We start from the raw sequence: 13,664 nt of genomic DNA on the forward strand, positions 1-13,664 counted from the left end.
AATCAAGGTTTTTGGGACAAAATGTATAAAATAGTCACAATTTAATCTGGCCGCTGACTCAGCAAAAAATATCAAAATGGTTAAAAAAAGAGTAATCTTATTTTTAGCAGCAAGTCCTAAAGATACACCACCACTAGGTTTAACGAAAGAAGTAAATGCCATTCAGGAAGAATTGCAAAAATCTAAACATCGCAACAAATTTGACCTCCAGCAGAATTTAGCAGTGCAAGTTAGCGATATTCGACCGCAAATGTTTAGGATCAAGCCACAGATTGTTCATTTTTCTGGACACGGGGCGGGAGATGAAGGTCTGGTATTTTTCGATGATCAAACTAATCAGTCAAAGACTGTCGATGCACAAGCATTAGCAGAATTATTCCAGCTATTTCCGAGTGTGGAGTGTGTTGTACTTAACGGCTGTTACTCGAAAATACAGGCCGAGGCGATCGCCCAACACGTCAACTATGTGATAGGTATGGAAAATGTGATTTCAGATGAAGCTGCCATTAAATTTGCTAGAGGTTTTTACTCTGCTCTAGGATCTGGGGAATCATTTGAGGCGGGATCTGGGAAATTATTTGAGGTGGCATTTGAACATGGTTGCAGTGAAATTCAGATGGCAGGTCTTGGAGAACACCTAACTCCACGGTTAATCAACAAGCGTGATATTGATGAAACAACAGAGACTTCCCAGCCATCTCCAACTCAATTAAAACCTTCACCATCGCTTACAGCTAAAGCAGCTAGGGAGCCTCTACCTGAAAGTCTCAAGAATTATGGATTGATTGAAATCACAGCAAAGTTTCTTGACGAAGAAGCTAAGAAAATTACTGCCGATTTAAGAGCCAGATTTTTTGATGTGTACGAACCAGGCTGGCCAGAAGCAATGGATGAAAAGATTCCACGTCGCGATATGGTAAATAAATTGGTAGGTTTCTTAAACAGATCAAAGTCTGGATTACGTGTGACGTTGTTACTTGGCCCTGGATGCGAAGGTAAATCAACTGTATTACGTCAGACTGTTTGTTGCTTAGTTAAGCCTGAGACTAGCTCTAATTTTCGCATTATTTGGTGGGAAGCAGATGACCCAAAAAACCTTGAACACTTTAAGATTCTTTTAGGGCAATTACCTCTATCAAATATTCAAGAGAAATGGTTGATAGTTTTTGATGATCCTTCTACACAACTGATTAAAATAATTTATAATCTATGCTGTGAATCTTTAGGTCGTCGAGATATTGAGTTTTTACTTTGCTGTCGAGATACTGTGTGGAAAACTTATGGCGAAAAACTAGGGGGCGGAGAGCGGAACTGTTGGGAAAAGCATCTGGAAGCTCCACAAGAAATGGGTGAATTGACAGACGAAGAAGCAAAAAAAATTATCAGAGCTTGGAAAGCAGCAGGCAAATTAGAATATCAAGATGAGGATGAAGCTAATCTTATCCATAAATTACTGGAAGAACAGAAATCAGACACTGAAAGATTTTATTTAGCAGCTATGCTGCGGATTTGTGAAAATAAAACTGTAGAAGAAGGAGTACAATGGCGACTAAAAAAAATACTGACAGATATTAAGAAAAAACCAAAATATCAATTAATTCTAGATGCCTATGCTTGCATAGTAGCAATGCACAAAGAAGGACTCCGTTATTTAAAACCACATGTTTTAGCTAAGGCAATTGACTATAATAAACCAACTCAGTTACGTTCAGATATTCTAGAAGAGCTTGGCAATGAAATTATTTTGCCTGAAAAGGAGAAACAGCCGATTTTAACACGTCAGCGAAGTATAGCAGAGGTTGTCTATGAGCTTATGTCGCACTCTCCTTACTCAATAGATTTTGAGGATAAAATATATCCTAAATTAGCTACATCTGCTCAGAAATTGCTAGGTACTGTCATTGACAGAAAAGGGCAAGAGATACATAACTGGCAATATCACTTTCCAGGTCACTTTGCTAATAACGAACCTAAAAGAATTGATTTAGCAATTAGAATTGCCGAAAAGTTGTACTCAGAAAACATAGACGAACACCTTCTTACTAATTTGGCTCAACTTTGTCGTGACAATGGTAGAAGTGATAAAGCTGTAGATATCTTCCGAAAATGCACTTTAGAAAAGAAGGATAGAAAAGTTTACCATACATGGGCTTTGGCAGAATACGAAACCAATAACTATGTAAATTCTGTATGTCTATGTGAGTTTGCCTTAGCTAAGAGTACAAGACCTGTACTTGATGGTGAAAGCATCATGATTTACCTCTCAACTGTGGGACTTGCTTTTGATGGCTTATGTAAAAATTCTGGTGATGTTTATGCACAAGCATTAGGTGCGTCAGCACAACTTGGATTAAAAATTGCTCCAGGAGTTAAGTTTAACAAAGACCCTGAAGATAAACAGAAGATGAAAGCAATAGAGTACCTAAATAAAAATATTGACCGCGCTAGAGACAATGGTATTACTGTTGCTAAACTTGAGCCAAAAGCATTGAAAACACTATTTAAAAATCTTCAAACTGGATTTAATAAAGTTAATCAAAGTTTTTTTGAGAAGATGCACCAGGATAGTGACGCAGGCGTAGAGGAATTGCTCGAACAATTAAATGAATTAACATTTGAGAATTTGAAGCAAGCGTTAGGTATACCCGAATAATCAAGTACTTAAAAAACAAAATTTAGAACCAGCAGAGATACATATAGAGTAGCGATCGCTCAATTTTCTCCGTGCTGATCAGATGTATTTTTTTTCAGCACACTAGGAATTGCTTCTATAACTTTGTTAGCGATTTGCTCTGGTGTTTCCCCTTCATTTACCATAATGTGCAAATCAGCTTGAGAGTAAAGTGGTTGGCGTTGTTCGAGAAGCGATCGCAATTTACCTTGCGGATCAGGATCTTGCAGCAGTGGTCTTGTGGTATCTTCAGCCAAGCGATTATAGAGTAGCTCCACTGGTAAATCTAGCCACACAATCAAACCGTGGCGCAAGTAACCCCAGTTTTCTCGCCGCACCACAATTCCGCCGCCTGTGGCTACTGTCAAATTAATATGGGCGCTAACTTGTGCCAAAACATCACTTTCTAACTGGCGGAATGCGGCTTCCCCTTCTTCAGCAAATAACTGAGTGATGGATCTACCTGTGGCCTTAGCAATCACATCATCAGTATCAACAAATCTATAACCCAACTGCGGTGCTAATAACCGCCCGACTGTTGTTTTCCCAGCGCCCATCATCCCAATTAAGTATAGGCTGACTCCTTGCAATAAGCTGCTCATACAATTTTAGATTTTAGATTTTAGATTTTGAATTGAGAATTGCGTCTGCGTCCAGCTTGTAGTTAACTTATGTCTGGCAATTATGTATTAAACTAATCTCACCAGTCGCTTTACTCCAGTAAATTCTCAACTCTTCACTTTACTTTAAATCTCGGCATTCAGGCGACTATGTTTGATATGGTTTTTTAAGTTGGCGGCAAAAATTGTCTGACTCATCAAAAAGTAGCTTTCTTGTTCTTCGCTTAATGTCAAGTTTTCTTCGATTAAGCGCTCAATCATATACTCTCTTAACACTGGAGTTTGCGAAAAGCTAGAAGCTTGTTGTTCTATTAGGGAGCGCTTATGTAATAAATCCACAGCTTCTAAGATTAATCTTTGCGATAATCTCGGTGATAAACCTGGTATGGTGTTTTTCTGCAACTGACGCACAGAAACAGCATTTTGATTCATTGCCAACCAGTACATTAGATGCTTTTCTAATTGTGACAAACGATGGAACTGGTGATCTAATATGGCGCGAATCTCGCCAAAAACTACAGTTCCCTGTGCAGTAAACTCATCAATATTGCCATTAAATAACTCTTGAATCGTCGTGGCTACTAATTTGAGAAATAGTGGGTTCCCTGCATATTGTTCTGACAAAGTGCGGAATTTATCTTCTGAAGTGTTAAACAACCCTTTATATTTGAGAATTGACAAACTTTCTGACTGATTTAAGCCTGTTAATCGTAAAGAGCGTACAGGTAGTGTATTGCCTTCTAAGGCTGCTATTTCTGGAGTTTTTTCTCGACTGGTTAATATTAAGCAGCTTTGATGTTGAGATTCTCCAACCCGTTTAATTAATTCCCCATATAGTTCATATCCTGGACGATATTGAATTTTTGGAGAGAGAAAGGGAGGAATGGAATTTTTGATCGTTTGATGGCTAGTTGTGAATGTGGGGTAATTATCGCTACTAGATAAAATTACATCAAAATTATCTAAAACAATTAAACATCGGTTATGCCGAAAAAAATCTATCAATTGGGAGATGCGCCCTTCTATATTTTCTGAAATTAATGTATTTTGTTTTGGCAATAAAGTCTGAATTAGTTGTTCTATTATCTGCTCTGGGGAAGGAGAAAGACGCAGCGATCGCCAGATAACATAATCAAACTGCTCTTGAATTTCTTGTGCCAACTTCACCGAAAAAGCAGTCTTGCCAATACCGCCCATACCTAATAGTAGAAGTAAGCGACAGCCTTCTTGCAAAATCCACTGTTGAGTTTTGGCAATTTCTGTGGTTCGTCCTTGAAAAATACTTACATCAATTGCTTCACCCCAATCTTGAATTGAGGTTGATTGCATTTTTGCTAACTCTGTCTCTTGAGTTGTTTGTGTTTGTCTGGAAATGATTGCTGCTGGTAATAGAAATCTATATTTCTTATACCCAGCTTTTTCAAGTAAATAAGTTACACGACTCCAATTTTTTACTTTCACTGAGTAACCAGCTGCATTACTCAGCATTTCTTCTATATACTTGTATAATCCATTAGACAAATAGACTCTAACAGTACTGCTACTCCGACTTTGATAAACTATACTGGCAATTTCCGCCGGACTGCAACCACAGAGTAAACCTCGGAGAAATTTCTTTTCTACAGGTGTTAAAGCTTTACCTTTTGTTGAGGCTAAATCTACGTATAACTTTTCTAACTCCCAATTATTTTTAGCCTCAACAAATTCCTCTTCTACTTGGTTTGAATCTGGTGTTGCCATTACCATAATTTATGTATTTAATATAACCCCGGCAATATCCTAACTATTATTCGATGAAGTCAGAATAAATAAAAAGTAAATTTATAACGAATTTGCTAACTGTTGTTAGGTGACTTGGATGTTATTGCTTAGATATCTTTAGACTTAACGGAAATTTTATAAAGCTTGTTTGAAACTTTAAGCAAACAAATTCAGTCAATACAAATCTACGTAGCTTTTGGTCTGTGCTGTGAGAATTTTAGATTGGCATCACACTGTGTTTTTAACATCACATTATCGGAATTCTAAAATTCTTGGAAATTAAGCTCTCATCAATAATTTTTGCCGAGCAAGGTGTAAAAAATGACTGCATTTTTGAGTTTGTAAGAATCAAGCTTTGCAAAATTAAAGGTGTCAACACAAAAACCGATGCGTATTCTACCTGACTAAGCCCAAATTAATGTGGTGTGTTAAGAGGCATCAACCATGACTCGAATTCGTGACGTTGTACAACAAGTTTTATCAACTGGCTATCTAACGGTTGAAGCAGAAAACCAATTACGGCATTTATTAAGTACCCGCTATGACTTGGAAGATTTCAATGCTTTCATGACTTTGCAGGAAGCTGCTATGAATGGCAAAGTCAAGCAAGAGTCCCGTGAAAGACGTGTGAAGTGTGAAGTGTGAAGTATGAAATTTCATGCTTTAGTCTTCTGGCTGTTGACGAATGACAAATGACTAATTACTTACGTGGTTTGTCATCATCCCCCGACTCATCGTCCTCAAAAAATGACCAGTCATCGTCATCATTAGCATTTGCAGGTTCGTCTTCAGGCTGTTTGTAGGGAGGAATAATCACGCGGTAGTCAGCATCATAAACAGATTCTGTCTTGCCTACAGCAGTATTTTTTGGTTCGCGGTAGCTGTAAGAGTAAGTTGAACCAGACTGAGAGGAACCTTTAGGCTCTGGTTGGCGTTCTTCTGGTTCAAAGTTGCGTACAGGTTCAGTTTTTGGTCTGGGAGGAGGTGTTTGTTCTCGCTGTTCCTCAAAGTCCCAATCATCGTTTTTATTACTGGTTTCCCAATCATCAAATTCTTCAGTTGCAGCGGCCTTATTTGAACTAGCAGATGATGGAGGCGTAAAACGAGTAGATGTCGGTTCTTCTCGGCGAGGTGTTCTAACACGCCTGGAGCTTGAGGCTGATTTTAATGGAGTTTGTCGTGGTTGCCCTGCAAAATAATTCGACAATTTAAATAAAGTAGTGATCAATACAGATGTCAATGCACCCGCAGTAGTAATAAATAAAATCCACATCCCTAGGGGCAATGGTTGAGTACGCATCCCCAAAAACACTAACGATATAGCAGGCGACCAGTTCTGGACTAACAAAAGTGTTAGGCCTCCGAGTATTGCCACCAATAAGATTAAGCGAATTACAGCCATAAAAAGGGCAAAAGTTAAAAGGCAAAAGTCAAAAGTTATTTAGGTCAGTGAAAACAAAAGGTAAGAGTAAAAAAGTAAAAGATAGTCTATCTTACTTTTACCCTTTTACTTTTACCCTTCGGGTTCGGCAGTTGCTACCCTGCGGGAACGCCTTCGGCGAACAAGTCGGGAGACCCGCCCAACGCACTGCCTCACCTTTTTACTTCCTTCCTTGCCAGCGTTGAATGGGGATGCAGTCAATCTCTAATTGATCTAAAGTTCGGGCGACGACAAAATCTACTAAGTCCTCGATGGTTTGGGGGTTGTGATACCAAGCGGGAATAGCTGGGACAATTCTCACCCCCGTTTCTGCCAAGGTGGTTAAGTTACGCAGATGAATCAGGCTAAAAGGAGTTTCGCGGGGAACGATAATTAGTTTGCGTCCTTCTTTGAGTTGGACATCGGCGGCGCGTTCGAGTAAATCGGAACTCAAACCACCAGCGAGCTTGGCAACTGTACTCATACTACATGGGATGATGATCATCCCTAAAGTGCGAAAGGAGCCACTAGCAATGTTGGCGCCCACATCACTCCAAGGGTGACAGCGTAGTTTACCTGCAACGGCTACTCCTGCTTGTTCGCGCCAGAATTGCTCTTGTTGAGTTGGTTCAGCTGGCATTTTAATTTCCTGTTCTGCTTGCCAAACCATGTAAGTTGATTTAGAGGCAACTAATTCAATTTCATAGTCAGCGTCAAGCAAATATTTGAGAGCGCGAACGGCATAAATTAGTCCAGAGGCTCCAGTTACGCCGATGATTAAAGGCTTGGTGTGATGTGACACGCGGTTTTCTTAACAAAACTTATTCATCATCAGTGTATGGTTCTAAATCGTTAGGTTCAAGTTCACGGGAGAGATAAATATCATCTCTGTCATCGTTAATACCAGAATTGCCTAATCCTTTAGGTAGGCCATCGCTACCAACGGTGACTAAATCAATTTGTTGGCGGTAGTAATCAACACTTTTGACTTGGACTGCGACGCGATCGCCTAATCTGTAAGAAGCGCGATTTTTCCGACCAAACAAAGCTTGTTGTCTGGCGCGATATTCATACCAGTCATCTTTGAGGGAACTGACATGAACTAAACCTTCCACCCGTAGGGGGGCGCTGGGATGTTTTTGTTTGGGCGTATCTGTAGTTGGAACTTCAATTTCCACAAAGAATCCGTAAGATTGCACACCAGTAATTACACCTTGGAAGACCTGACCGATGCGCTGTTTCATCAGTTGGGCTTTTTGCAACCCTGCTAAGTCGGCTTCGGCTTCTTGGACTTCTTTTTCGCGGTCGTTGAGTTGAATAATTACCCTGGTCAAATCGCTTTGCAGTTCTTGTTGCAATTCTGGGGGTAAGACGTTCCAGTTTACTTCCAGGTGCGAAGAGGAGTGACGCAGGTTAATCCGGTCTTTAACACGGGTATTGCGGCGATCGCGTCCGTGTTCTAACAGTCTGTAGTAAACTCGTTGCAATAGCAAATCGGGATAGCGGCGCAAGGGGGAAGTGCAGTGGGTATATTGTGCTAGTGCTAAACCAAAGTGATTGCTTTTGGTGGTGGTATATCCTGCTGGTTTGAGGGTATCTTGCAACAGATAAGTTAACACCTGTTCTGAGGGAGATTCTGCAAACGCCTTAGTTAATAGCTGGTAATCTAAGGGTTGAATATCTGTTTCAGGGTCTAGTGTGAGTTCTACGCCTAAATTGATGGCCAGTTTCAGCATTTCTTGGACATCTTCGGGATCAGGTGCGCCTTGAACTCGCCAAATCGCCGGAATGCCTAAAGCACTTAAATGTTCTGCCATTAGTTGGTTGACTAATAGCACAAACTCTGTAAGCAGCGATCGCACGGTTAAATCGTTGACGATAACTGCGCCTAACATCCCTTCATCAAAGTAAGGATTTTGATTTGGGGGCAGATTTAACTGCAAACTACCACGACCTAAGCGCACTTGTTTGACAATTTGGTGTAGGTTTTCGAGGTCTTGGAGTAGCTGTACTACTTCCTCGGATTCTTTAGATGCTTGACCACTAAGAATTGCTTCTGCTTTGTCTTTATTAATGGCTGTATCTACACTAATCACACTCGGCTGAATTTCCCATTCCACTAATTCCCCTGATGTGGGATCAACAGTAATTAAAAATGAGAGGGTGAGGCGATCGCTACCGGCGACTAAAGAACAGCGATCGGCAACTGTTTCTGGTAACATGGGCAAGACCAAGTCGCCCAAGTACACAGAACGCCCTCGCTTCAAAGCTTCCCTGTCTAAGATTTCATCGGGGTGGATAAAGTGAGAAACATCGGTGATGTGAAAGCCCAAGCGCCAGCCTTTGTTAGTTTTTTCTAAACTCAAGGCATTTTCTACCAGCTTGGCATCAGCGTTGACACCAGTAATTGCTAAGGTAAATAAACCGCGTAAATCTAATCTATTTTTCAGGTCAGCTTTGAGTATCCTTTTGGGTAACTTAGCCGCTGCTTCTTGAACTGGTTCTGAGAAATTGCGGGATAAATCATGTTTACAAGTAACTAAATCAATATCGGCTGCGGCTTCAGCATCGCTACCCAGAATTTGCACTACCCTACCGACTGGAGGATATTGTGCCAACGGATAACGTAGCACTTCCACATGGGCGAGATGGTCGATGGCTTCGGCAAAAGTCATGCCGTTTGTTTGTAGCTTGAGTTCAAACAGCAGGCGATCGTCTAAAGGTACTGCCCGAAAACCGCTTTCGACTTGTTTAATCCGCGCTAGTAAAGTGTGGTTAGAACGTTCTAAAATTAGCTTAACTTCTCCTTCAGGAGAGCGACGACGGCTGCCTTCTTTCAGAACTCTCACCAAAACGCGATCGCCATTCCAAGCATTACTTAAATGACTTTCGCGGATGTAGATATCTTCCGCACCTTCTACATCTTGAATGGCAAAGCAAAAGCCTTTACTAGAACAACGGAGTTTAGCTTCAATCATCCCTTCTTCAAACACGCGGCGATATTTGCCCCGTTCTTTGACCAAAATCCCGATTTTTTCGAGTATTTCTAAGGCAATATGCAGCTTTTCTAAACTATCTTCATCTTCGCAGCCAAGCTTCTTTTCTAAAACTTTCCGAGCTACCAATTTATCATCGGTGAAATTGGCAAGGAGTGTAGCGATTGAAAATTCCATGCAGTGAACCGACCTTTGGTCAAAACATCATGTTGATTTAATCTGGTTCTGTTCTGTATACCCTCACGGCCTACAGACACTTAACTAACTGGAAACGAATTGCCTTGAGGCATGGTTCTGTGAAGTTCCGTGCCTATGAAGTCAACCTACCTTGAGATAAAGTCGCTCCCGCAATCTTGGAACTTCTCACTGCACAACCATTTCAGAGTTAGTTAGCGCTTTTGCCCCTTCACTTAACCAAACTGATAAAGTACGCCTGATAAGGGGGTTTTAACTACTCAGTGATTACGCTCAGGGTTTTTGAGAGGCTGGCTTTAGGATTACTCTCCACACCGCCCAAAAGCGCTAGGTAGGAAAAACCACAGGTGTTTGATTGTCTAGCTTGAAGGTGTTTTTACGCCATCTAACTCTGATTTTTAACTAGGAGAAACTGCCGATAAACCTAATTTTCCCATCTGTAGAATCGGTAACAATCAGGCCAGCAGTTATACAAGCAGTGAGGGCGAACCTTATCTCCATTATTGTAGATTTAGAGCGTACTTCCAGGAAATAATTCTAGTATAGAGAATTAGGTAAATAGTATAGCATTGAAGGTGAGATCACCTACCTAATAGGGGTGGTAGTAGCCAATAATTTCGCCACAAAAATAGCTACTGCCGCAATTACAACACATAATCAAAGCAAAAACATCACCTTGAAGTTTAAGATACCAGAAAAATTGGCGTGAGGCTGCTGTGGTAGTTTTAGTAGGCGATCGCATTTATTAGGGTGATCAATAAATCTGCCAAAAACTTAAATTTAATTAAATTTTTCTCTACCGACAAAGGAATTTGGGACTTAAAATTAAAATATTTCCATAGATTTACTGTGGACAAACCCGATTATCTCCCACTACAGTTGCAAATTTCTCAAATTTAGGTGTTCAGGAGATACCTCTGAGTAAGCAAAAGTAACTAGTACAACAAGGCAAAAGTAAAAAGTGAGCCATTGCGGTGGACGGGTTTCCCGGCATAAAGCAAATGGCGACCCGAAGGGCAAAAGGAAAAAGAAAGAATAGTGATACCACAAGCCTTTTAGCAATTCCAGATGGTCTGTTTATTTACGCCGACCTGTACTAGGGGAATTAATAGATAGCATTAACCCCGTAATTTAGCAGACATTAGATTTTGGTGGCAGTATTATGTTGGCTCAATTTCAGAGCTTGTATCCCAACGGCAGTTTAATTTCCGAATTAGTAGACATTTTTCAAGGCAAATATATTGTTAAAGTCAGTGTGCAAGTTGATGGTGTCATCCGCGCTACTGGGTTATCAGCTGCCGATACCGTAGAAGCCGCAGAAGACCAAGCACGGAATAGGGCGCTAATGGTTTTAGGAATGACAAGTTCGCCACAAACCCAGGCTGAACCATCTCCTAAACCAACAATTCCCGTACAATCAACTCCTGTTATTAACACAACAGTAGGTGTGCATGAATCCACTTATTCATCTCCCAAAGATAGAGATTTGGAATTAACTACTAGCACAACAGCAATATCTCCAGCATCTTCTAGTAGTGAAAATCTCGAACCAGATTTATTTGCCGCAAAGAGACTAAGTACTGATACTTATACTCCAGAGTTGAGTCCTAGTTTACCTTTAACTACTAGCCGAGAACCAGCATTTATTCCCCCTGCGGATAATTTAGAAATAGAAGTTCCCCATCAGCCAGAAACGCCAACTTTTTCGGGGATAAATGCAAGTAATGTCACACCATTTACTCCCCGCAATTATAATTCTTCGGAAACTACCACTACTTCGACAGGAACTAGTAAGAGAAAAAAGAAAGCGGAAGCAGTTGATTTATCTGATGTGATTGCTAAAACTGATGTTGAACTGCAACGTTTAGGCTGGACACCAGAACAGGGACGGGAACATCTGATTAAAACCTACAATAAGCGAGGCCGCACTTTATTAACAGAAGACGAATTGTACAGTTTTTTACAATACCTACAATCTCAACCTGATCCCATTGCGGGGTTTTAATTAGTTGTTTTTCATTAGTCATTAGTAATTTGTCCTTGGTAAGGACAAATTACTAATAGCTACTATAAAAATTAAGAAAGTTATGAAACCAGTAAATTTAGCAGAAGTATTAGCCAAAACTGATATTGAATTGCAACGTTTAGGCTGGACACCGGAACAAGGAAGAGATTATCTAATTAAAACTTATAGTAAGAGAGGGCGGACTTTATTAACCGAATCAGAATTACTGGATTTTCTGAGACACTTGGAAGCTCAACCTACACCATCAGAAGAATTTTTAATTGAAATTATCGCTAAAACTGATCAAGAAATGCAGCGATTAGATGTAAGTGTAGAGTGGGGAAGAGATTATCTGATGAAAACTTATGGTAAGCGATCGCGCCAGTTATTAACAGAAGACGAATTACTAGATTTTCTTGCTTTCTTAGAATCTCAACCATCACATACAGAGGAATTCATTGAAGCTCAACTAGCAGACAAATTGCTGACTAATTTAGTAGCTAAAACTGATGAAGAAATTCAACGATTAGGTTTAAACGAAGAGTGGTTAAGAAATTATCTAATGAAGACTTATGGTAAGAGAGGACGCTATTTATTAACGGAAGAAGAATTACTCGAATTTATCCAATACCTTGAATCACAACCCACACCCATAAATGAGTCTACATAAATTAGTAGGGTGAGCATAATACCCACCCTACAACTAATGACTAATGACTACACAACCATCATCGGACGGCTACCAGCAGAGTGACGGTCAATAACTTGGTCAATCAAACCGTATTCTCTGGCTTCATCGGGTGACATGAAAAAGTCGCGTTCGGTGTCTTCGGCGATGCGCTCAATTGGCTGACCAGTGTGTTCAGCTAAAAAGTCGTTGAGTCGCTTTTTGTGATACAAAATTTCCCGCGCTTGAATTTCAATGTCAGTTGCTTGACCTTGTGCGCCGCCTAAAGGTTGGTGAATCATAATCCGCGAATGGGGTAGACTCATCCGCTTACCTTTAGCACCCGCGCTGAGGAGAAAAGCTCCCATACTTGCTGCTAATCCGGTACAAATGGTACAGACATCTGGACGGATATGCTTCATAGTGTCAAAAATACCCATCCCAGCAGTTACCGAACCGCCAGGGGAATTGATGTACATATAAATGTCTTTTTCTGGGTCTTCTGCATCCAAGAACAGCATTTGGGCAACTATTAAGTTAGCTAAGTTGCTGTCAATCTGTTGTCCCAAGAAGATGATCCGCTCACGCAATAGCCGTGAGTAGATATCAAAGGCGCGTTCGCCCCGACCCGATTGTTCAATAACGATAGGAATCATGCAGCGTTCTTATAGCTAATTTACATCTATTTTATCGATGAGAACTGGCGAATGGCTGTCATCATCCGCAAGAGAGCTAATTTTCTCTGATATCTGGCAGATGTAAATCATAACCCAGGCACTTTTTATAAGAAAAAGCGTCTTGGGAGTATGACATCACTTGTACCAGAGAGGATCAACTACAAAATATCTAGCGATCGCTCTGACAATGAAACTGCCATACAACTATCTATAAACTGGCATTTTGTCAAGATTTATTTACTAATTTTTCAGGCAATTTTTCAGAAAATCCCGGCAAATTAGGAAATGTATGAGTACGGGGTGTATTTAGAAAAACGAATTTTACTTGCAGTGCTATCACTTGAGGGAGACCTGCCATGCTCGAAAAACTTGTGCAAGCCGCCATCATTACTTTCTTGCTTCATCTGATAGCAGGAATTAATTACAATACAAAAATTCAAGCCAGCGTTAAACCACCCGCACCAGAAATATCTACAACAATTATTAGTTTTCTGTGGCGCTCTTTGCCCTAATTAAAAAGGCAAAAGTAAAAAGGCAAAAGGCAAAAATCGTTGTTTTCTGGAATTTTCAGCGATTTTTTGATAATGGCTTTATTTATGCTGCGCTGTATTAGCGTGATTTTGACAAAACTTTGGTGTAAGTTTTTGGTTGA

The 13,664-nt window shown here is 40.3% G+C and carries 12 protein-coding genes; 5 read left to right on the plus strand and 7 right to left on the minus strand.

Going from position 1 to position 13,664, the window contains the following annotated elements; genetic code table 11:
* Positions 1-76 precede the first annotated feature (76 nt).
* Positions 77-2,653, plus strand: a complete 2,577-nt coding sequence (locus NOS7107_RS27325) for a CHAT domain-containing protein (RefSeq protein WP_015112509.1) — start codon at positions 77-79, stop codon at positions 2,651-2,653.
* 59 nt (positions 2,654-2,712) lie between these two features.
* On the opposite strand, the gene NOS7107_RS08210 is transcribed toward NOS7107_RS27325, so the two are convergent.
* Both NOS7107_RS08210 and NOS7107_RS08215 read right to left on the minus strand, forming a co-directional pair.
* Positions 2,713-3,273, minus strand: a complete 561-nt coding sequence (locus NOS7107_RS08210) for a shikimate kinase (RefSeq protein ID WP_015112510.1) — start codon at positions 3,271-3,273, stop codon at positions 2,713-2,715.
* Between the two features lie 144 nt (positions 3,274-3,417).
* On the minus strand, positions 3,418-5,031 hold the full coding sequence (locus NOS7107_RS08215) for an NB-ARC domain-containing protein (RefSeq protein WP_044499843.1): 1,614 nt from the start codon (positions 5,029-5,031) through the stop codon (positions 3,418-3,420).
* A 465-nt stretch (positions 5,032-5,496) separates the two neighbouring features.
* Between NOS7107_RS08215 and NOS7107_RS08220 the strand changes: the two genes are divergently transcribed.
* Positions 5,497-5,697, plus strand: coding sequence for a hypothetical protein (locus tag NOS7107_RS08220; protein ID WP_015112512.1), 201 nt, complete (start codon positions 5,497-5,499; stop codon positions 5,695-5,697).
* Positions 5,698-5,752: 55 nt separating this feature from the next.
* Here NOS7107_RS08220 and NOS7107_RS08225 read toward each other — a convergent pair whose 3' ends face one another.
* The 4 genes from NOS7107_RS08225 to NOS7107_RS29660 form a co-directional block, all read right to left on the minus strand.
* Complete coding sequence (locus NOS7107_RS08225; RefSeq protein WP_015112513.1) at positions 5,753-6,454, minus strand: hypothetical protein; 702 nt, start codon at positions 6,452-6,454, stop codon at positions 5,753-5,755.
* A 199-nt stretch (positions 6,455-6,653) separates the two neighbouring features.
* Positions 6,654-7,274: a flavin prenyltransferase UbiX gene (locus tag NOS7107_RS08230; RefSeq protein ID WP_015112514.1), complete on the minus strand. Its 621-nt coding sequence runs from the start codon at positions 7,272-7,274 to the stop codon at positions 6,654-6,656.
* A 19-nt stretch (positions 7,275-7,293) separates the two neighbouring features.
* Entirely contained in the window at positions 7,294-9,645 is a 2,352-nt protein-coding gene (locus NOS7107_RS08235) for a ribonuclease R family protein (RefSeq protein WP_015112515.1), read from the minus strand.
* Between the two features lie 743 nt (positions 9,646-10,388).
* Entirely contained in the window at positions 10,389-10,520 is a 132-nt protein-coding gene (locus NOS7107_RS29660) for a hypothetical protein (RefSeq protein ID WP_301280993.1), read from the minus strand.
* A gap of 305 nt (positions 10,521-10,825) precedes the next feature.
* On the opposite strand from NOS7107_RS29660, the gene NOS7107_RS08240 reads away from it, so the two are divergent.
* Together NOS7107_RS08240 and NOS7107_RS29835 are read left to right on the plus strand one after the other, a co-directional pair.
* Positions 10,826-11,668 (plus strand): hypothetical protein, encoded by an 843-nt coding sequence (locus NOS7107_RS08240; protein ID WP_015112516.1) that lies wholly within the window; start codon positions 10,826-10,828, stop codon positions 11,666-11,668.
* A gap of 82 nt (positions 11,669-11,750) precedes the next feature.
* Complete coding sequence (locus NOS7107_RS29835) at positions 11,751-12,338, plus strand: hypothetical protein (RefSeq protein ID WP_015112517.1); 588 nt, start codon at positions 11,751-11,753, stop codon at positions 12,336-12,338.
* A 47-nt stretch (positions 12,339-12,385) separates the two neighbouring features.
* On the opposite strand, the gene clpP is transcribed toward NOS7107_RS29835, so the two are convergent.
* A complete protein-coding gene (gene clpP / locus NOS7107_RS08250) occupies positions 12,386-12,991 on the minus strand; it encodes an ATP-dependent Clp endopeptidase proteolytic subunit ClpP (protein ID WP_015112518.1) in 606 nt (201 codons plus the stop codon).
* A 377-nt stretch (positions 12,992-13,368) separates the two neighbouring features.
* On the opposite strand from clpP, the gene NOS7107_RS28965 reads away from it, so the two are divergent.
* Positions 13,369-13,524, plus strand: coding sequence for a hypothetical protein (locus tag NOS7107_RS28965; protein ID WP_015112519.1), 156 nt, complete (start codon positions 13,369-13,371; stop codon positions 13,522-13,524).
* The last annotated feature ends 140 nt before the right edge of the window (positions 13,525-13,664 follow it).

It is taken from the genome of Nostoc sp. PCC 7107, from assembly GCF_000316625.1.
Lineage (GTDB): Bacteria > Cyanobacteriota > Cyanobacteriia > Cyanobacteriales > Nostocaceae > Nostoc_B.